This window comes from Pseudomonas sp. Irchel s3f10, from assembly GCF_900187515.1.
Taxonomy (GTDB): domain Bacteria; phylum Pseudomonadota; class Gammaproteobacteria; order Pseudomonadales; family Pseudomonadaceae; genus Aquipseudomonas; species Aquipseudomonas tensinigenes.
In genome coordinates this window covers 1-19,279 of sequence record NZ_FYDZ01000026.1, presented here as the reverse complement: position 1 = coordinate 19,279, position 19,279 = coordinate 1, and the positions used below count along the sequence as shown (strand labels likewise).

The following is a 19,279-nucleotide window of genomic DNA, read 5'->3' as shown; positions in this document are numbered from 1 at the left end:
ACCCTTGCCTCTGGCTAACACTTCCCCTTGCCGGGTGTGTAGAGGACTTTCACCTCCAAGTCACCAGCATGGCCACCACAGCCAAACTGGTTGCGCTTACGCGCAACGCGCCATGCCTGGCGCACAATACAAAACGCCCGATGCGGTGCATCGGGCGTTAGGGTGAATAGGTGTAAACCTATTTCAGGACTAGACACGCTCGAAAAGCTCAAACAAAAAGGGCCGATCTGTGTGTAACAGATCGGCCCTTTTTGTTTAGAGACAGCCGTCAGACGTGCTCGCTACTCTTCACCTGCACCTTCGGCGCACCCTGCCCATGGTCGTGATCATCAGGCTCGATCACCGGCACTTCCTTGCCATCGCAGTCATGCAGCTTGCCATCGCTGAAGTAGTCGCCTTCACGCAGCGCCGCCAGGTCGCGGTAACGCAAAGTCCGCTCCTCCGCCGCCGCAAACACCGACTGCTGATCCGAGTTACCGGCGGTGAAGTGGTTGAACGCCAGATTTAGCAGGATCGCCATGATCGCCGACGAGCTGATGCCCGAGTGGAAAATGGTCGCAAACCAGCTCGGGAAGTGATCGTAGAAGTTCGGCGCGGCAATCGGGATCATGCCGAAACCGATCGAGGTGGCGACGATGATCAGGTTGACGTTATTGCGGTAATCAACCTTGGACAGCGTACGGATGCCGCTCGCCGCAACGGTGCCGAACAGCACGATACCGGCGCCGCCAAGTACCGAGGTCGGTACCGCTGCGATGACCCGCCCCATGAACGGCAGCAGGCCAAGGATCACCAGGAAGATACCGCCAGTAGCCACCACGTAACGGCTCTTGATCCCGGTGACCGCCACCAGCCCGACGTTCTGGGCGAAAGCGCTCTGGGTGAACGAACCGAAGATCGGCGCAAACATGCTCGACAGCATGTCCGCGCGCAGACCATTGCCCAGGCGCTTGGAATCGACCTTGGTGCCGATGATTTCACCGACCGCGAGAATGTCCGCCGAAGTTTCCACCAGTGTCACCATGACCACGATGCACATCGACAGAATCGCGGCGAAGTGGAAGGTCGGCATACCGAAATGGAACGGCGTCGGGAAGCCGAACATCGGCCCGGTGGTGACGTTGGAGAAGTCCGCCATACCGAGGAATACCGCCAGTATCGTGCCGATCACCATGGCCAACAGGATCGACAGACGCGAGATGGTCGAGCTGCCGACCTTGCTCAGCAGCAACACCAGCACCAGCGTGACTGCCGCCAGACCGATGTTCTGCATGCTGCCGAAGTCCGGCGCGTGGCTGTTACCGCCCATCGCCCAGCGTGCGGCCACCGGCATCAGCGTCAGGCCGATGGTGGTGATCACGATACCGGTGACCAAGGGCGGGAAGAATTTGGTGATGCGCGAGAACACCGGCGTGATCAGTAAGCCAATCAACGACGCCGCAATTACCGCGCCGAGCACCGACTGGAAGCCGCCCTCCCCGCCACTGCTGACGATCGCGACCATGGTCGCTACGCCGGAGAACGACACGCCCTGTACCAGCGGCAACTGACAGCCAAAAAACGGTAGACCCAGGGTTTGCAGCAGTGTCGCCAGCCCCCCCGCAAACAATGAAGCAGCAATCAACAAACCTATGTCTGCCGGCGACAGGCCGGCCGCCTGGCCGATGATCAGTGGCACCGCAACGATACCGCCGTACATCGTCAGAACATGTTGCAGGCCGTAAGCCATATTCGCGCCGACCCCGAGATTTTCGTCCTCGGGCCGTTGGTGTGAAACATGGGGCGTTTTCATGGTGGGGGGTTCCCTGGTTTTTGTTATGCGCACACTGTATTCAATACTCGTGACAAATGTCCATAGAGTTGTATACAACTTGTCAGTCACATAATGGATAGGTAGCCACCCAACCTTCTATCCCGCCGGTCCCATCCCCCACAAATCCGGCAACACATCCCTTCCTGCACCTGCCCGCGTGCGCACTAGGCTGAATTGTTCATGGCGACCGACGGCACCGTCGCGCTCTTTTTTATACATATAAAGTATGCATAATGAAGTCATTCGAAATTCAGTACGACAAAAGCAAGAACGCAGCCAACAAACTTAAGCACAAAGGCGTCAGCCTCGCCGAGACCGGGCCGGTCTTTGACGACGAACGAGCACTGACGGTCGAGGACCACGATCATGACGAACAACGCTGGATCACTATTGGCCTCGACGGCAAAGGGCGACTGCTGGTCGTTGCATACAGTTACCGGGACGCGAATGTCGTTCGAATCATTTCTGCACGTGTCGCCACACCGAGCGAACGTTGCGCTTATTTTCTGGAGGCTTGACCGATGAAAGACGAATATGACTTTTCTCAGGGCAAACGCGGCGCAGTGGCGTCAAACAAAGGCAAAACCCGCATCACCATCATGCTCGACGACGCCGTCATCGAAGCGGCGCGTTCGGTCGCGGAGAACGAAGGGTTCGGTTATCAGACGGTGATCAACAACACCCTGCGTCATGCGTTGCTGGATGCCGCTGCAAAACCGGAACAAGTCGAATCGAGCGGACAATTCAAGAAAGGCATCACCGCCGCCGACCTCAAGAGCCTCGAGAAAAAGCTGTCGGCAGCGGTTGGGGAAATCCGTCGAGTGCTGGAGCCCGACGCCAAACCCTAGGCGCAGACCGGCGCGATTATCCGCGCCAAAGACTGCCGCACGTGAGGTACATCAGCCAGGTGCAGATCAAACTCGCGCGCCAGCAATTCAATCAACTCACCGACCTGCGCCACCTCGTGCCGCTCACTGCTGGCGCCCATACGATGAATGGCGAAACTGCCGTTGTTCAGCGTCTTGCGCCAGCCCTCCCCGGTGCGCGCCACCATCAGGCGCTGACTGAACGGTGACTCAGGGTGAGTCGAGACATACCAATTGCCGACGGTGTAATCGATGTCTTCCTGGCGTTGCAGGTCGAACAGGTACATCGGCCGCCATTCCCCCGCCACGTTGGCACGCAGCATGTAGCCGTCGGGCTGTTTTTCAATGCGATAAGGTTCGTGTGGCGTTGGTTGCTCCGCTTCGGTGTCGAGGAGCAGCGGTGCAGTCGGCACCATGCCACCGAAGCCGACATCTGTGATGTAGCGCACATCGTCGATGGTCACCAGGCTCAAGCGGTGCGTGCGCGCCGTCCAACTGCCTTCCGGCTGATTCATCACCACGCGCCCGCTGATGGCCCGGGCATCGAAGCCCAATTCAAGCAACAGGGCGAAGAACAGGTTGTTGAGTTCGTAGCAGTAACCACCACGGCCACCGACGAGGATTTTTGCTTCGATGGACGGCAGATCGATCAACACCGGCGCCCCGGTGATTGTCGCCAGGTTCTCGAAGGGGAACACGCCGGTGTGACGCAATTGCAACAGGCGCAGCGTTGCCAGCGTCGGTGCCGGCGGCGCATCAAACCCCAGACGCTGCAGGTACAGCGTCAGATTCGTCAGGCGTGGCTCACTCATTGCTCGATCCTTATGCATGGGGCCGCAGGTCACTGCGTTGATGGTCGCCATGTATACGGGATCGGGCACTGTTTTCGACAATTGATTTCGCCAATCGCCCGCTAGCGTTTCTTGCGTGAACCGATACGAATCCACGTCGGCGCATGGTCACTGGCGTGCGGTTCGTTGCGCACCCAGGCGTCTACGCCGGCCTCGTGCAAATACGGGCTCAGCGCCGGATTGAGCAGTAGATGATCGATGCGCAAACCGGAGTTGGTTTGCCAGTGTTGGCGGAAGTAATCCCAAAACGTGTAGAGACGATCCTCGGGATAGAGATGCCGCAGCGAATCGGTCCAGCCTTGATCGAGCAGGCGCTGATAACACTCGCGGCTTTCGGGTTGCAGCAACGCATCCTTGAGCCACGAGCGGGTGTTGTAGATGTCCATGTCGGTGGGCACGACGTTGTAGTCACCCGCCAGCACCACCGGGTGATCGCTGCTTTGCAGGTCTTTCGCATAGTTGATCAGTCGCTCGAACCAGGCCAGTTTGTAATCGAATTTCGGCCCCGGCTGCGGATTGCCGTTGGGCAGGTACAGGCAGCCGACCAGCACCCCATGCACCGCCGCTTCCAGATAACGACTGTGCTTGTCGTCGGGATCGCCGGGCAAACCGCGCCGACTCTCCAGCGGTTGCGCGTCACGGGCGAGAATCGCCACGCCGTTCCACGCGGCTTGTCCCTGCCAGATCGCGCCGTAACCGGCGGCTTCCAGTTCGGCGGCGGGGAACGCCGTGTCGACAGATTTGAGTTCTTGCAGGCAGGCGATGTCCGGTTGCTCGCGCTTGAGCCAGTCCAGCAGGTTGGGCAAGCGTGCGCGCAAGCCGTTGACGTTATAGGTGGCGATTCGCAGGTTTTTCATCGGCTGAGGCTCCTGCCCGTGGGCTGTAAGAAATCTGACCCTGCGATCATCGCGGCGGTTGCATCGGATCCTCTCGGTACGGCGTAATAGGCGCTCGCCTTTCCCCCGCACTGCCGAGACCGCAATCCCATGCAAACCACGCTGCAAGGTCCGCGCATTCTCTTGCGCCCGCTCCAGTATTCAGATGCCGCTGCCCTGCTCCACGCTGCCGCTGACGGCGAATTGTGGAACCTTACCGTCACGGTGGTGCCTTCGCCCGACACTGTCGACAGTTATCTGAAAAAGGCACTCGATGGGCGTGACGCTGGCACCGTGATGCCGTTCGTCATCGTTCTCAAAGATACCGGCGAAGTCATCGGCTCCACGCGTTTCTGGAAAATCGACCCGCTCAATCGCAAGCTGGAAATCGGCAGCAGCTGGATCGCGGCGAGCTGGCAGAAATCCTTCGTCAACACCGAAGCCAAGTACCTGATGCTGCGTCACGCCTTCGAAGTCCTCGATTGCGTGCGCGTGCAGTTCACCACCGACGAGACCAACCAGAAGTCGCGCAATGCGATTCTGCGCCTTGGCGCGCAGCAGGAAGGCATCGTCCGCCACGAACGGATCATGCCGGACGGACGCAAGCGCAACTCGGTGCGCTTCAGCATCATCGACGACGAGTGGCCGCAGGTACGCCAACAACTGGAACAGAAACTCGCCGGCGACCGGTAATGCTCAGGCGCGATTGCGCAGCCATTGCAGGAAGCCTTTTTTCGGTGCGACCACCGCCGTTTCCTCGGTCAGCGATTGCGCCTTGTGCAGGCGATAATCGAGCAAGGCTTGCATCGCATCGTTGATGTCGTGGCGCGCATCGAGGCACGGCTTGAGGTAGGACTTTTCGATGCGGTACAGCACGCAAAAGGTTTTCGCCGAAAAGTCCGCAGGCAGCGAGGTATCGGACAGAATCCCCGCCTCGCCAATCACCTCCCCCGGCCCCATGCGCCCGGACTCGAACGGCGTGCCGTGGCGCTTCAACGTCACCGACACCACACCGGACTCAATAATGAACAGATGATCGCTGACCTCGCCGCCCGCGAGAATGACTTCGCCGGCACGGAAGGTTTGCTGGCTCATGTTCTGGCTGAAGGTGTCTTTCTCCTCCTGGCGCAGGGTCGAGAAAATCGGCGAACTGTCGAGCAGCGCCCGTGGTCGCGACAAATTGGTCGGAGCAGTGCTTTCATCGCTCGACAGCAGATTGACCCCAGACGCCTGCAAGTGCCGATAGGCCAGATCGAACAGCTGATTGCGCACCACGCGCTTCTCGCCCATCGATGCAACGAAGCCACTGATCTCGTATTCCGCACCACTGCTGCCTGAGCTTTTCAGTGCGACGCTCGGTGCAGGTGTATCGAGCAACTGGCGACAGCCCTGCATCGCCCGCTCCAGTGCATCGATCACTGAACTGGGCCGGGCATGCGGACTGACCTGCACGCTGACTGCGACGCCGAACATATTGCTCGGCCGACTGAAGTTGATGATCTTCGCCTTGGCCGCCAGCGAGTTGGGAATCACCGCCATGCTGCCCTGACTGGTCTGCAGGCGCGTGGCACGCCAGTCGATATCGGTGACCCGGCCTTCGGTGCCGTCGATGGAAATCCAGTCATCCAGTTGATAAGGCTTGGTGGTGTTGAGGACGATTCCGGAGAACACATCGCTCAACGTACTCTGCAAAGCCAGACCGACGATGATCGCCAACGCGCCAGACGTCGCCAGCACGCCTTTGACCGGCAGATCCAGCACATAGGCCAGCGCGGCAATGATCGCGATGAGGAAAATCACCGCGCCGAGCAGATCCTGCAACAGCCGCCCGGTGTGGCCGACCCGCTGCATCATCACCGCACCGATCAACACCGTTAGGGTGCGCGCACCGAACAGCCACCAGCCAATCTGCAACCCGGTCGCTGCCAGGTGCAGCGGCACGTTGTCGGCCCACGGCGCCGGCTCCATCGGGTTGAGACCTTCGTTGAACAGCAGCACGCTGAACAAAGAGAAAATCAGCACCCGCACCAGCAGTTTCCACTCACTGCCATGGGAACTGATCAGACGCCACAGGCCCAGATCGAGGAGGATCAGGATCAACGCGCAGAACAACGGGTGTTCGGTGAGCAGAGACAGCATCAAACAACTCCGACGGGGCCAATCGCGAGAAGATCGCACAGATTGAGCAAGTGTAGGAGCAATTGATTTCAGAGCATGAACGCCCGCGCAAAAACACCACAAAACCCTTGTAGGAGTGAGCCTGCTCGCGAATGCGGTCAACCAGTCAAACTTGCATCGACTGACATGACGCCTTCGCGAGCAGGCTCGCTCCCACAGGGGGTTCGTGGTATCCGAGGGTTATTTACCGTTAGTCAGGGTGCTGTAGCTGGTCATCAGGTTGCGGTAGTCCGGAATGTGGTTGGAGAACAGCGTGCCCAACCCTTCAATGTCGTTGCGCCAGTCGCGGTGCAGCTCGCAGGCCAGACCGAACCAGGTCATCAATTGCGCACCGGCGCTGGACATGCGATTCCACGCCGATTCGCGGGTCAGTTCGTTGAACGTGCCCGAGGCATCGGTCACCACGAACACATCAAAACCTTCCTCTATCGCCGACAGTGCCGGGAACGCCACGCAGACCTCGGTCACCACGCCAGCAATGATCAACTGCTTCTTGCCCGTCGCCTTGATCGCCTTGACGAAATCTTCGTTGTCCCAAGCGTTGATCTGCCCAGGACGGGCGATGTACGGCGCATCCGGAAACAGCGCTTTCAGTTCCGGCACCAGCGGACCATTGGGGCCGGTTTCAAAACTGGTGGTGAGGATCGTCGGCAGTTTGAAGTACTTGGCCAGATCGGCCAGCGCCAGCACGTTGTTCTTGAATTTGTCCGGCTCAATGTCACGCACCAGCGACAGCAGCCCGGCCTGATGGTCGACCAGCAGCACCGCTGCGTTGTTCTTGTCCAGACGTTTGTATTGAGTGTTCATGGGCGTTTCCTCTTTTCTATAGGCAACAGCCATCCCTGGCCTGCGAACCGGCCTACGCGTCCTGTGTAGAGCGGAGTGGTGGTGCGTTAAGCGTGCATCTGGCCGAAGCGGCCGGACTGGAAGTCGGCGAAGGCCTGGTGGATTTCCTGCTCGGTGTTCATCACGAACGGGCCATGGCCGACGATCGGTTCGTCGATCGGCTCGCCGCTGAGCAGCAACACCACGGCATCCTGGCTGGCTTCGAGCGTCATCTGATGGCCGTCACGCTCGAACAGCGCCAACTGCCCTTCGCGCACCGCTTCCACACCGTTGACCTGCACCGAGCCTTTCAACACCACCAGCGCGGTGTTGCGGCCTTCATGCAGATCCAGCGTCAGCAACTTGCCGGCGTTGAGGCGCAGATCCCACACGTCGATCGGTGTGAAGGTACGCGACGGACCGGTGTGGCCATCGAACTCACCGGCGATCAGCCGAAGGCTGCCCGCGTTGTCCTTGAGCGCGATGCTCGGGATGTCGCTGTCGAGAATCGTCTGGTAACCCGGCGCGGCCATTTTGTCCTTGGCCGGCAGGTTGACCCACAGCTGGACCATTTCCAGTTTGCCGCCGGTTTTGGCGAAGTTTTCCGAATGGAACTCCTCGTGGAGGATTCCGGAAGCGGCGGTCATCCATTGCACATCGCCCGGACCGATGACGCCGCCACTGCCGGTCGAATCGCGGTGCTGAACCTCGCCTTCATAAACGATAGTCACGGTTTCGAACCCACGGTGCGGATGCTGACCAACGCCACGCCGTTCGGTGGTCGGGGTGAAATCGGCGGGACCAGCGTGATCGAGCAGCAGGAACGGGCTGATGTGTTTGCCCAGGTTGTCGTAGGAAAACAGCGTGCGAACCGGGAATCCATCGCCGACCCAATGGCCGCGCGGGCTGGTGTAGATACCGATGATGTTTTTCATGGTTGTCTCCAATTTGGGTGAGTGACGCGATGGATCAAGCTTAAATCCATGAGCATTAATGCACTAGACTGCAAAAATCAGTCTTAGCGTTCTATCTGGAGAACGATGGTGGAAGACCTCAACACCCTCTACTACTTCACCCAAGTGGTCGAACATCATGGTTTCGCTGCCGCCGGGCGCGCACTGGACATGCCGAAATCGAAGCTCAGCCGACGTATTTCCGAACTGGAAGAACGCCTCGGCGTGCGCTTGCTGCATCGCACCAGCCGCCATTGTTCGTTGACCGAAATCGGCCAGGCCTATTACCAGCGCTGCCTCGCCATGCGCATCGAAGCCGAGAGCGCCGCCGAGCTGATCGAACGCAATCGTTCCGAACCGCAAGGTCTGGTGCGTCTGAGTTGCCCGACGGCGCTGCTCAATTCGTGGGTCGGGCCGATGCTTACGCGCTACATGCTCAAGTACCCGCTGGTGGAGTTGTTCATCGAGAGCACCAACCGCCGGGTCGATTTGATTCACGAAGGATTCGACATTGCGTTGCGGGTGCGTTTTCCACCACTGGAGAACACCGACATGGTCATGAAGGTGCTGGGCAACAGCACCCAATCGGTGGTCGGCAGCCCGCAGTTTGTCGAACACCTTTCATCACCGCCCTCGCCCGCCGACCTCAATGGTTTGCCGAGCCTGCATTGGGGCGCCGCGCAGCGTGAGTATCAGTGGGAACTGCTCGGGCCGAATGACAACACGGCGCTGATTCGGCATACGCCGCGAATGGTTACCGATGATTTGATTGCCTTGCGTCAGGCGGTGATTGCCGGCGTTGGCGTGGCGCACTTGCCGAGTGTGGTGGTGCGTGAGGATATTGCCGCCGGACGCGTGGTCGAGTTGATTCCCGGTTGGGCACCGAAGTGCGGGGTGGTGCATGCGATTTTCCCATCGCGGCGCGGGTTGTTGCCGTCGGTACGCACATTGATTGATTTTCTCGGGGAGGAGTTCGCCCGTAGCGACATTGCCTGAATCGGTGGTGCGCACTTCGCGAGCAGGCTCGCTCCCACAGGGGATTTGTGAACACCGCAGATCTCCTGTGGGAGCGAGCCTGCTCGCGAAGGGGCCAGACCAGACAAAACAAATTCCATATTGGATTCATGACTTCTGATCAACTGTGCTTTGCCCCACCCGCGGTTTTTCTCAACGATGCAGACGCGGATACTCGAGGCCATTCCCACTGCAAACCCTGGAGTCCTTCATGTCTGTTCCCGCTTTCGGCCTTGGTACATTTCGCCTGCAAGGCCAGGTGGTCATCGATTCGGTCAGTACCGCCCTGGAACTCGGCTACCGGGTCATCGACACTGCGCAGATCTACCAAAACGAAGCCGATGTCGGTGTGGCCATCGCGGCCAGCGGTATCCCCCGCGAAGAGCTGTTCATCACCAGCAAGATCTGGATTGCCAACTTCGCCAGAGAGCGCCTGATTGCCAGTCTCAAAGAGAGCCTGGAGAAGCTGCAGACCGACTACCTCGACCTGACGCTCATCCACTGGCCATCGCCGGACAACCAAGTGCCGGTCGAAGAATTCATGGGCGCATTGCTGGAAGCCAAGCGTCTGGGCCTGACCCGGCAGATCGGCATTTCGAACTTCACCATCGACCTGATGAAACAGGCCATTGCGGCCGTCGGTGCCGAAAACATCGCGACCCACCAGATCGAGTTGCATCCGTATCTGCAAAACCGCCAAGTGGTCGAGTTCGCCCGCAGCCAGGGCATTCACGTCACCTCGTACATGACCCTCGCTTACGGCGAAGTACTGACAGACCCGCTGATCCAGCAGATCGCCGAGCGCCTGCAGGCCACCCCGGCGCAAGTCACTCTTGCCTGGGCGATGCAATCGGGTTATGCGGTGATTCCGTCATCGACCAAGCGCGCAAATCTGCTCAGCAACCTCGGCGCCACCACACTCACGCTTAGCGATGCCGACATGATGCACATCGCCACGCTCGATCGTGGTTATCGCCTGACCAGTCCAACAGGCATTGCGCCACAGTGGGATTGAACCATTAAGCCTCAAGACGCTGCGCGAGGCCGTGCAAGGCATCACGCAGCGTCTTGATCGCCATGACGACCGCCTCGGCTTCGGCCGCACGGCAGGCCTCTTCCAGATCAGTGCACGCTGACACCAGCCGCGCCGCGCCGACCATTTGCGCGCCCCCCTTGATGTGATGGGCCAACTCGCGCAGTCCGCCGCGGTCATGTTCATGGTTCATCTGGTCGAGCTGTTGCAGATCGTTGTGCAGGCTGCTCAATACTTCTTCACGCAGGCGTCGGATCATCGAATGGTCATTGCCGGCCATCTGCTCCAGCGTACTCAGATCGAGTTCCTTCAGAGCGACCTCCTCGACCGACTGAACTTCACTTTCACAATGGCTGGCCCCCTTCAAGGCCTGCTGCAGATCGTGCAAGCGAATCGGTTTGAACAGGCACTCATCCATACCGGCATCGAGGCAGCGAAGCTTCTCCTCCACCTGCGCGTTGGCGGTAAACCCGAGGATCAGGCAAGGTGCCCGAGCGCTCTGCGTTTCCTCATCACGAATGGCCCGCGCGAGCGCGTAGCCGTTACGCCGCGGCATGTTGCAGTCGGTGATCACCACATCGAACGCCTGTGCCCGCCAACGCTCCAGCCCGGCATGACCGTCCTCGGTGTCAACCGTGCGATGCCCCAGTTCACTCAACTGCCAGCACAACAACAAACGATTGACCGGATGATCGTCCACCACCAGAACGCTGAGTGAATGCCCAACCGCCTCCAATACTTGCGTGTGGGCCGGAACGTGTGACAACGCCTGCAGCAGTGGCATCTGGAGTCTGATTTCAACCCGAGTCCCGAGACCCGGTTCACTGTCGAGCCGCAATTCGCCGCCCATCATTTCGCACAGGCTGCGACTGATCACCAGGCCCAGACCGGAACCGCTGCGCGCCGATTGAACGTTATTGCTCGCCTGCACGAACGGACTGAACAGCCGTTGCCGGTCCTCATTGCTGATCCCGATCCCGCTGTCTTCGATGAGCACTTTCACTGCCAGTCGCTCGGCTGACGTTGGCGTCACAACCAGCCACAGACTCACTTCGCCATCTTCGGTGAACTTGATCGCGTTGCTCAGCAGGTTTGACAGCACCTGCTTGAAGCGCGTCGGATCAATCAATACATCGACGTCGCTATGGGCATCCAGTTCGATGTGCCACAGCAAGCGTTTCTGCCGTGCCAGCCCCTCGAACACCCGACACACCGACACCACCAGTTCACGCAGATTGGCCCGTTCGGGAGCCAGGGACAAATGGCCAGTCTCGATACGCGCGATGTCGAGAATGTCACCGATCAGTGCCAACAACTGTTGACCGGCGTTGGAGGCCACCTGAATCGCCAATCGATCGGTCACGCCTTCCTCTGCCCGTTTCAAAGCCAGCTCGAGCATGCCGATCAGGGCGTTCATCGGTGTACGAATTTCATGGCTCATGGTTGCCAGAAACGTGGTCTTGGCCCGGTTGGCATCGTCCGCTGCGTCCTTGGCTTGCTGCAATTGCCGTAACCACTGCTGACGCTGGCGGATTTGCCAGCGCTGAAAACCGATCCACGCCAGCGCCAGTATCAGCAAGCCTGCCGCACCGGCGAAACCAAAGACAATCTCACGGCGATGCCGCAACCAGTAGCTGTCATCCACCACCACGTCATGGCTCCAGCGTTCAACCAGTTCGTCCATCTGTTGCGGGGCGATGCTCAGCAGCGCCTTGTTCAGGATCGAATGCAACGCCGACGCTTGCGGCGCAGTGGCCAGCGCGATCCGGGCCGGTTGGTCGCCGATGGTACTGGCGATGCGCAGACGATCGCGGTAATGACGCGAGATCAGAAAGCGCGCGACCAGCAAAGAGCTGACCGTGGCGTCGACCTGCCCCTTGGCAATCATTTCCATGCCCTCGGCGGGGCTCCTGACGTCGACAATGCGTAAGCGCGGGACACGCTCCTGCAGATAACCACGCAATGGATGGCCGCGATAAATCGCCAAGCGCTTGCCCTGCAGATCGTCGAAACTGCGCACACCCTGCGTCGTTGCCGCACTGACCAGCACAAACGGATTATTCAGATAGGCACGGGTAAATTGCAGTTCGTTTTCGCGCTCACTGCTGGGCGTTACCACGGGCAACAGATCCAGTTCCCCGGTTTTCAATTGCTCGATCTGACGATCCAGCGAGTTCCCTCGGACAATCTCGAAATTCAACCCGCTGCGCTGGCTTATCAAGCCCAGCAATTGCGCTGAAAGCCCACTGAAACGGCCATCCGCGTCAAAGAACGTCAGAGGAGCGAAGTCTTCAATGCCGCCGACCCGTACCACTGGGTGCAGATCTCGCCATTGCCGCTCGACGGCACTGAGTTGCACCTGTGATTGTTCCGCCATCTCAGCAAGGCCGGCACTCCAGCGCTGCTCGATGCGCTGCCGATGTTCCATGGGGATGGCTGCCAACGCCTGGTCGACGATACGCTTGAGGCGCACCTGGTTACGCAGCAGCGCAAAGCCGAACGGATTGGCGTCGAGCCCGGCGGGCCCGGTCAACTGCAGATCGTTACGGTAATTGGTGTTGATCAAGTAGTTGGCACTGATGAAGTCGCCCAGGTAAACGTCATCGGTGCCAAACGCCACGGCGCCGAGTGCATCCATCGCCGACGGGTAGCGCTGCACGTTCGCTTCGGGATAGAACGCCTGCACACTCGCCAACGGCAGATAATCCTCGACCATGGCCACGCGCTTGCCCGCAAGATCCACCGGCAAGGTTTCTTCGAGCCGGGTCACCAGCATCGGCTGATCTTCGGCGTAGGCCCGGGACAAAATGAACGCAGGATCAGCAAGCTCGAAACTGTTCGAAGTGCCCAGCAGCTCCACTTCACCGTGTTTAAGCGCGGCCATGGCCGCATCCCGGTTGGCGTAGCGCTGTACCTGTATCCGCACGTTGAGCAATTGCGCGATCAGATCCGCGTAGTCAGCCGTCAGCCCTTCCAGCTCATGCCGATTGCGCGTCACCTCGAACGGCGGATAGTCGGGCCCTGAAATACCGACGCGCAAGAGTGGGTGCTCCTGCAGCCATTGACGATCCTGTCCATCCAGTCGTATCTGGATATTTTCCGGGCGGGTCCGGCTCAGCACTTCCAGCATCACTGGCGCGTCGTTTGCTCCTGCCGATGCGCCGAGGGTCATCAACAGCGCGAAAACGACCCGACGCAGCTCCATGGCCGATCCTCAAATCAAACCGTTACGTTGGGCAAATTCGCGTAGCATCACCAGTGACAATATTCCCAGCTTGATCATCAGGCGGGTCTTGTAGGTGCTGACGGTTTTGTGGCTCAGGTGCATGTCCTGGGCAATGGTCTTGTTGGCTTTGCCTTGTGCCAGTTGCAGCAAAATGGCCAGCTCACGGTCGGAAAGCTGATCGATCATCTGCTTTTCCGATAGCTGGATAGCGTTCAAAGTACTGGTGCTGTCAGTCAGCGCGCTGAAATAGCTGTAGCCCGCCATCAGCGCCTGGATCGCCTTGTGCAACTGCTGCAACTGATTGCTTTTGGTCACATAAGCCATGGCTCCGGCGCGCAGGCAGCGTTCCTGATAGATCTCCGGCGCATGCAGGGAGAATACCAATATTCGGCAGGCCGGGTAGTTGGCCTTGATGCGCACGATCACGTCCAGGCCACTGAGCCCCGGTAAATTGAGATCCAGCACCACCAACTGTGGCGAATGCTCACGAATCATTTCCATCACTTGCTCGCCATTGGCGACCTCATGAATCTGTTTAAAGCTTTCGGACTGCAATACGATTTTAACGGCGGCGCGCACCACCGGATGATCGTCGACGATCAGCGCTGACCTCATGTCCACTCCCGGTGCAAAATCTGACGACGGACCGCTGGCACAGGCTCACGCGGACTCAGTGGCTGCGCTGGGACTGTTACACGTAACGGCAAGTGAATCACCTGTCAGACCTGACAGTTGCGCCCAGTGTCTTTCTATGCATAAGCCAAACGCCGCAACGCCTCATCCTGCTGCGACCGAGGTCTGTCGACCCACGTCATCAACTGCGTGATCGCCTGTGCATTGGGCAATGCCGCATGACTGATCTGCAGGTTGCTCATGGCAAAGCCCTCGGCCATCTGCATCGTTGTCGACGGCACTTTGTAGACCAACGCATGACGCACCTGCGGGTTATCGAGCAAGAATCCCGGCAGATCCAGCGCACCGCCCGCCAGTTCGGCGTTGATGACTACCACATCGAACGGTTCGCAACCGTAGTCCACCAGTGTCAATAGCTCGGCGAGGCTCTGCACCGGTGCAACACGGTAGTAATCGAGCTCGTTGAACAACCGCTCGATTTTCATCCGGTAAAAATGTTGCGTGTCGGCGATGAGGATACGCAGGGCTTTATTGATCATGCTCAATCTCCTGGCAGTCAGGTTTTCGGGTGCGGCAAGACTACGCAACCTGATCGGCAGCTTCTGTAGGACTTTTCCGAAAAAATTGGCCGTTCGCCTGAGAGCCAGCACGGTTGCCACTCACTCGGTGGTACTCGGACTCCAGAACGCCTGCACCACCAAGGCCGACGTCGAGATCCGTGCCACCAGAGCATCCAGTTCATCACCATCCACCGAAGTGGTCGCCAGGGTGGCTTCGATCTCGATTTCATCGGCACCGAAGGCATGGACGTCGACATCACTGGCCGGGTAATTACTGCGCTCAAGCTCGGCTTCGAGCAAGGCGAACACGGCGGTTTGCTGTGAGCGTCGAGCGATGACGTAGACGATGTTGGTGACTTCCGCCGAGACCACGTCCAAAGGCTGGCGGTTGATGTTGTTGACGATCGGCCGCAGCAAAGTGTTGGCGGCCAGAATGAACAGCGTGCCGAGTACCGCTTCGGCAAGCAGATCGGCGCCGGCACAGGCGCCGACCGCTGCGGAGGTCCACAGGGTTGCGGCGGTATTGAGGCCGCGCACGTTGCCCTCTTCGCGCATGATCACCCCGGCGCCGAGAAAACCGATGCCAGACACCACGTAGGCGACCACACGCACCGCGCCTTCAGCGCCGGCGAGACGGTTGGCCATGTCGACAAAAATCGCCGCGCCGACGGCGACCAGCACGTTGGTGCGCAGGCCGGCAGTGCGTTGCCGGTACTGGCGCTCGAAACCGATCAGACCGCCGAGGATGAACGCGGCGCTGAGGCTGACCAGGGTGTCGAGCAGCGAATCGAGGTTGAGGTTGTTGATGGCTTGCATAGTGTTGTCCTTGAAAACACCCAAATCCCCTGTAGGAGTGAGCCTGCTCGCAATAGCGGTGTGTCAGTCGCTGAAATTTTGACTGACAGATTGCTATCGCGAGCAGGCTCGCTCCCACAGGGGAACGGTGTTGGCCGTGCTGTTATTGCCAGCCGAACCGGCGGATGTAGAAACCTTTCACTGCCTGGGTCAGCGCCATGTACGCCAGCAGAATCACCGGCAGAAACACGAAGTACAGCGACGGCAGCGCCTGCAATTTGAAGTAGTGTGCCAGCGGCCCCATCGGCAGGAAGATGCCGACCGCCATGATGATTCCGGTCATGACCAGCAGCGGCATGGCTGCACGGCTTTGCAGGAACGGGATTTTCGGCGTGCGGATCATGTGCACGATCAGCGTCTGGGTCAGCAAGCCGACCACGAACCAGCCGGACTGGAACAGCGTCTGGTGATCCGGGGTGTTGGCATCGAATACGTACCACATCAAGGCGAACGTGGTGATGTCAAAGATCGAACTGATCGGGCCGAAGAACAGCATGAAGCGCCCGACATCGCCCGGCTGCCAGCGTTGCGGTTTTTTCAGCATGTCCTCATCGACGTTATCGAATGGAATGGCAATCTGCGAAATGTCGTAGAGCAGGTTCTGCACCAGCAGATGCATCGGCAGCATCGGCAGGAACGGAATGAACGCACTGGCGACCAGCACCGAGAACACGTTGCCGAAGTTGGAGCTGGCGGTCATCTTGATGTACTTGAGCATGTTGGCGAAGGTGCGCCGCCCTTCGAGCACGCCCTCCTCCAGCACCATCAGGCTCTTTTCGAGGAGGATGATGTCGGCGGCTTCCTTGGCGATGTCCACCGCGCTGTCCACGGAAATGCCGATGTCGGCAGTGCGCAGCGCGGGCGCGTCGTTGATGCCGTCGCCCATGAAGCCGACCACATGGCCGTTGCCTTTGAGGATGCGCACGATGCGCTCCTTGTGCGACGGCGTCAGTTTGGCAAAGACATTGGTCTTCTCAACGGCCACCGCCAGTTCGGCATCGCTCATGCGCTCAACGTCATTGCCCAGCAGCAAGCCTTGTTGCGCGAGACCGACTTCGCGGCAGATCTTCGCAGTCACCAGCTCGTTATCGCCGGTGAGCACTTTCACCGCCACACCATGTTCGGCCAAGGCCTTGAGCGCTGGCGCGGTGCTTTCCTTCGGTGGATCGAGGAACGCCACATAACCAATCAGCGTCAGTTCCTGTTCATCCGCCAGGCTGTAGATTTCACTACCTTCCGGCATCGAGCGGGCAGCCACCGCCACCACGCGCAAGCCTTCAGCGTTGAATGCTGCGGTGACCTGACGAATCCGGGTCAGCAATTCATCGCTCAAGGCTTCATCGACGTCGCCGTGACGCACGCGGCTGCACACCGCCAGGACTTCTTCCACGGCACCTTTGCAGATCAGTTGATGTGGCTGGCCACGGCCTTCGACCACCACCGACATGCGCCGACGATTGAAGTCGAAAGGGATCTCATCGACCTTGCGAAACGCGGTGCCGACTTTCAGTTCGCGGTGGATTTCCACGTGTTCCAGCACCGCGACATCCAGCAGGTTTTTCAGACCGGTCTGGTAGTAGCTGTTGAGGTAAGCCATTTCCAGCACATCGTCGGAGTCTTCACCCCAGACGTCGACATTGCGCGCCAGGAAGATCTTGTCCTGGGTCAGCGTGCCGGTCTTGTCGGTGCACAGTACGTCCATGGCGCCGAAGTTCTGGATCGCATCAAGACGTTTGACGATGACCTTTTTGCGCGACAGGAACACCGCGCCTTTGGCCAGCGTCGAGGTGACGATCATCGGCAGCATTTCCGGGGTCAGGCCGACGGCAATCGACAGCGCGAACAGCAGTGCTTCAGTCCAGTCGCCCTTGGTGAAACCGTTGATGAAAAGCACCAGCGGCGCCATGACGAACATGAAACGGATCAACAGCCAGCTGACTTTGTTGACGCCCTGCTGGAACGAAGTCACCGCGCGATCGGTTGCGCCAACACGCTGGGCCAACGCACCGAAATAGGTGCTGTTGCCGGTGGTGAGGATCACTGCCACCGCAGTTCCCGACACAACGTTGGTGCCCATGAACAGGATGTTGTCCAGCTCCAGTGGATTGCGCGTGTCGCGATCAGCCTGATACGGAAATTTCTCCACCGGCATCGATTCGCCGGTCATCGCCGCTTGGCTGACGAACAGGTCCTTGGCGCTGAGCACGCGGCAATCGGCAGGAATCATGTCACCGGCCGAGAGCACGATCAGATCGCCCGGCACCAGTTGCTTGATCGGCAATTCGCTACGTGGCGCGTCACGGCGCATCACCGTGGCGGTGTTGCTGACCATGGCTTTCAGCGCATCGGCGGCCTGGTTGGATTTGCTTTCCTGCCAGAAGCGCAGCAGCGTCGACAGCACCACCATGGAGAAAATCACCACGGCGGCCTTGAGGTCTTCGGTCAGCCACGAGATCACCGCCAACAGGGTCAGCAGCAGGTTGAACGGGTTTTTGTAGCAGTGCCACAGGTGAATCCACCATGGCAGCGGCTGCTCGTGTTCGACTTCGTTGAGGCCGTATTGCGCACGCAGCGCATCGACTTCGAAATCGGTGAGGCCATCGGAGTGCGTGCCGAGTGACGACAGTAAACCAGCGGTGTCGCAATGCGCGGCATCGACCAGGGTGTTGGCCAGAGTGGGTGGGACTTCACGGCTGACCGTGGTGTCGTTGATCGATTCCAGTAGCGCCAGGCGACGGAAGTGCCGGGCGATGTGGCGGGTGCGCAGGAAGCCTGCGAAAAATTCCTTGAGCGTAAGTTTCATGGCTGTTGCCCCTATGGTCAGCCGGGAAACCGTCAAGCAGGTACGGCCGCGCCTCGTCCGCCGGAAAAACCGGCACGGCAAGGCATGGCGCGCCGGTCAGAAAAGACAGGCGTGTCGATAGGGCTGCGATTACGACAGTGAAGTCGAAACCACGCTCTGTTCAGCGTCGATGAGAAGGACGTCTAGACATGACCACGGACGGGTCATGCACGGGATGCCGCTGCTCGCTTTTACGGCGAGACAACGACAGAGAAAGTCTGCGCGTTATCTTGCCGAGAATCTGCCGGTTACCGAGACCGGCCGACAACTGTCACTCGAACAAGTACCCACTGTGGGTCTCCGCTATTGATGAAAACGCGCGAAGCTTACGCCCCGATGATTGGAGAGTAAACCCGCAAAAGGAGGTATGTCGGGGAATGTGGGGGATGTTCAGGAAGGGTTCAGGATGATCGTTCCCACGCTCTGCGTGGGAATGCAGCCCGGGACGCTCCGCGTCCCTATCGAAGGCCGAACGCGGAGCGTCCGTTGAGGCATTCCCACGCAGAGCGTCACTAGTGTCCGGTAAAACCTGTGTCATAGCAGAAGGCAGCCTTGAGCTGCCTTCTGCTCCGTTCGCTTCTGCCTTCGGTGCTCAAGATGTTCGATGCTTGATGGACGTTCGAACAACGTGTGGGCTAGCCGAATAACAAAGCTGGAAATAGACCCGGAGCCACCTGACCGGCGCTGATAAAGGTGCAGCAAGAGATACGTGATGAGGGCGCTGTAGATCTGAAGACGAACGGCATTTTCTGAGA

At 59.3% G+C, this 19,279-nt stretch carries 16 protein-coding genes and 1 pseudogene; 5 read left to right on the top strand and 12 right to left on the bottom strand.

What is annotated here, in order from left to right; all coding sequences use genetic code 11:
- Nucleotides 1-268: 268 nt before the first annotated feature.
- On the bottom strand, nt 269-1,792 hold the full coding sequence (locus CKW17_RS29070) for a nucleobase:cation symporter-2 family protein (RefSeq protein WP_095123368.1): 1,524 nt from the start codon (nt 1,790-1,792) through the stop codon (nt 269-271).
- A 254-nt stretch (nt 1,793-2,046) separates the two neighbouring features.
- Here CKW17_RS29070 and CKW17_RS29065 point away from each other — a divergent pair, with 254 nt between their 5' ends.
- Nucleotides 2,047-2,331 (top strand): BrnT family toxin, encoded by a 285-nt coding sequence (locus CKW17_RS29065; RefSeq protein ID WP_095123366.1) that lies wholly within the window; start codon nt 2,047-2,049, stop codon nt 2,329-2,331.
- A 3-nt stretch (nt 2,332-2,334) separates the two neighbouring features.
- Nucleotides 2,335-2,661, top strand: a complete 327-nt coding sequence (locus CKW17_RS29060; protein ID WP_095123364.1) for a BrnA antitoxin family protein — start codon at nt 2,335-2,337, stop codon at nt 2,659-2,661.
- On the opposite strand, the gene CKW17_RS29055 is transcribed toward CKW17_RS29060, so the two are convergent.
- Together CKW17_RS29055 and xth are read right to left on the bottom strand one after the other, a co-directional pair.
- The gene (locus CKW17_RS29055) at nt 2,658-3,491 is read right to left on the bottom strand and encodes an arylamine N-acetyltransferase (protein WP_095123363.1); all 834 of its coding nucleotides are present in this window, start codon (nt 3,489-3,491) and stop codon (nt 2,658-2,660) included. The two genes, CKW17_RS29060 and CKW17_RS29055, sit on opposite strands and share 4 nt — an antisense overlap.
- 101 nt (nt 3,492-3,592) lie before the next feature.
- A complete protein-coding gene (xth, locus tag CKW17_RS29050) occupies nt 3,593-4,387 on the bottom strand; it encodes an exodeoxyribonuclease III (RefSeq protein WP_095123361.1) in 795 nt (264 codons plus the stop codon).
- A 129-nt stretch (nt 4,388-4,516) separates the two neighbouring features.
- Here xth and CKW17_RS29045 point away from each other — a divergent pair, with 129 nt between their 5' ends.
- Entirely contained in the window at nt 4,517-5,098 is a 582-nt protein-coding gene (locus CKW17_RS29045) for a GNAT family N-acetyltransferase (protein WP_095123359.1), read from the top strand.
- A 3-nt stretch (nt 5,099-5,101) separates the two neighbouring features.
- Here the strand turns inward: CKW17_RS29045 and CKW17_RS29040 are convergent, their stop codons facing one another.
- The 3 genes from CKW17_RS29040 to CKW17_RS29030 form a co-directional block, all read right to left on the bottom strand.
- The gene (locus CKW17_RS29040; protein ID WP_095123358.1) at nt 5,102-6,544 is read right to left on the bottom strand and encodes a mechanosensitive ion channel family protein; all 1,443 of its coding nucleotides are present in this window, start codon (nt 6,542-6,544) and stop codon (nt 5,102-5,104) included.
- Nucleotides 6,545-6,763: 219 nt separating this feature from the next.
- A complete protein-coding gene (gene ycaC / locus CKW17_RS29035) occupies nt 6,764-7,390 on the bottom strand; it encodes an isochorismate family cysteine hydrolase YcaC (protein ID WP_095123356.1) in 627 nt (208 codons plus the stop codon).
- A gap of 86 nt (nt 7,391-7,476) precedes the next feature.
- A complete protein-coding gene (locus CKW17_RS29030) occupies nt 7,477-8,343 on the bottom strand; it encodes a pirin family protein (protein ID WP_095123354.1) in 867 nt (288 codons plus the stop codon).
- A gap of 105 nt (nt 8,344-8,448) precedes the next feature.
- Between CKW17_RS29030 and CKW17_RS29025 the strand changes: the two genes are divergently transcribed.
- A complete protein-coding gene (locus CKW17_RS29025; RefSeq protein ID WP_095123352.1) occupies nt 8,449-9,357 on the top strand; it encodes a LysR substrate-binding domain-containing protein in 909 nt (302 codons plus the stop codon).
- 229 nt (nt 9,358-9,586) lie between these two features.
- Nucleotides 9,587-10,390 (top strand): 2,5-didehydrogluconate reductase DkgB, encoded by an 804-nt coding sequence (dkgB, locus tag CKW17_RS29020; protein ID WP_095123350.1) that lies wholly within the window; start codon nt 9,587-9,589, stop codon nt 10,388-10,390.
- Between the two features lie 4 nt (nt 10,391-10,394).
- Here the strand turns inward: dkgB and CKW17_RS29015 are convergent, their stop codons facing one another.
- The 6 genes and pseudogenes from CKW17_RS29015 to CKW17_RS30495 form a co-directional block, all read right to left on the bottom strand.
- A complete protein-coding gene (locus CKW17_RS29015; protein WP_095123348.1) occupies nt 10,395-13,613 on the bottom strand; it encodes a transporter substrate-binding domain-containing protein in 3,219 nt (1,072 codons plus the stop codon).
- Nucleotides 13,614-13,622: 9 nt separating this feature from the next.
- Entirely contained in the window at nt 13,623-14,249 is a 627-nt protein-coding gene (locus CKW17_RS29010) for a response regulator transcription factor (RefSeq protein ID WP_095123346.1), read from the bottom strand.
- A gap of 134 nt (nt 14,250-14,383) precedes the next feature.
- Nucleotides 14,384-14,806, bottom strand: coding sequence for a chemotaxis protein CheY (locus CKW17_RS29005; protein WP_095123344.1), 423 nt, complete (start codon nt 14,804-14,806; stop codon nt 14,384-14,386).
- A gap of 120 nt (nt 14,807-14,926) precedes the next feature.
- The gene (locus tag CKW17_RS29000; RefSeq protein ID WP_007913384.1) at nt 14,927-15,643 is read right to left on the bottom strand and encodes an MgtC/SapB family protein; all 717 of its coding nucleotides are present in this window, start codon (nt 15,641-15,643) and stop codon (nt 14,927-14,929) included.
- Between the two features lie 142 nt (nt 15,644-15,785).
- Nucleotides 15,786-18,485 carry a magnesium-translocating P-type ATPase gene (mgtA, locus tag CKW17_RS28995; protein ID WP_095123342.1) on the bottom strand — a complete coding sequence of 900 codons (2,700 nt, stop codon included), beginning with the start codon at nt 18,483-18,485 and terminating at the stop codon, nt 15,786-15,788.
- Nucleotides 18,486-19,058: 573 nt separating this feature from the next.
- Nucleotides 19,059-19,279 (bottom strand): annotated as a pseudogene (locus tag CKW17_RS30495) (IS4 family transposase); the annotation flags it as partial.

Bases quoted from the DNA above. Each gene is read 5' to 3' on its own strand.
- CKW17_RS29070 (WP_095123368.1), bottom strand. From the start codon at position 1,792: ATGAAAACGCCCCATGTTTCACACCAACGGCCCGAGGACGAAAATCTC.
- CKW17_RS29065 (WP_095123366.1), top strand. From the start codon at position 2,047: ATGAAGTCATTCGAAATTCAGTACGACAAAAGCAAGAACGCAGCCAAC.
- CKW17_RS29060 (WP_095123364.1), top strand. From the start codon at position 2,335: ATGAAAGACGAATATGACTTTTCTCAGGGCAAACGCGGCGCAGTGGCG.
- CKW17_RS29055 (WP_095123363.1), bottom strand. From the start codon at position 3,491: ATGAGTGAGCCACGCCTGACGAATCTGACGCTGTACCTGCAGCGTCTG.
- xth (WP_095123361.1), bottom strand. From the start codon at position 4,387: ATGAAAAACCTGCGAATCGCCACCTATAACGTCAACGGCTTGCGCGCA.
- CKW17_RS29045 (WP_095123359.1), top strand. From the start codon at position 4,517: ATGCAAACCACGCTGCAAGGTCCGCGCATTCTCTTGCGCCCGCTCCAG.
- CKW17_RS29040 (WP_095123358.1), bottom strand. From the start codon at position 6,544: ATGCTGTCTCTGCTCACCGAACACCCGTTGTTCTGCGCGTTGATCCTG.
- ycaC (WP_095123356.1), bottom strand. From the start codon at position 7,390: ATGAACACTCAATACAAACGTCTGGACAAGAACAACGCAGCGGTGCTG.
- CKW17_RS29030 (WP_095123354.1), bottom strand. From the start codon at position 8,343: ATGAAAAACATCATCGGTATCTACACCAGCCCGCGCGGCCATTGGGTC.
- CKW17_RS29025 (WP_095123352.1), top strand. From the start codon at position 8,449: ATGGTGGAAGACCTCAACACCCTCTACTACTTCACCCAAGTGGTCGAA.
- dkgB (WP_095123350.1), top strand. From the start codon at position 9,587: ATGTCTGTTCCCGCTTTCGGCCTTGGTACATTTCGCCTGCAAGGCCAG.
- CKW17_RS29015 (WP_095123348.1), bottom strand. From the start codon at position 13,613: ATGGAGCTGCGTCGGGTCGTTTTCGCGCTGTTGATGACCCTCGGCGCA.
- CKW17_RS29010 (WP_095123346.1), bottom strand. From the start codon at position 14,249: ATGAGGTCAGCGCTGATCGTCGACGATCATCCGGTGGTGCGCGCCGCC.
- CKW17_RS29005 (WP_095123344.1), bottom strand. From the start codon at position 14,806: ATGATCAATAAAGCCCTGCGTATCCTCATCGCCGACACGCAACATTTT.
- CKW17_RS29000 (WP_007913384.1), bottom strand. From the start codon at position 15,643: ATGCAAGCCATCAACAACCTCAACCTCGATTCGCTGCTCGACACCCTG.
- mgtA (WP_095123342.1), bottom strand. From the start codon at position 18,485: ATGAAACTTACGCTCAAGGAATTTTTCGCAGGCTTCCTGCGCACCCGC.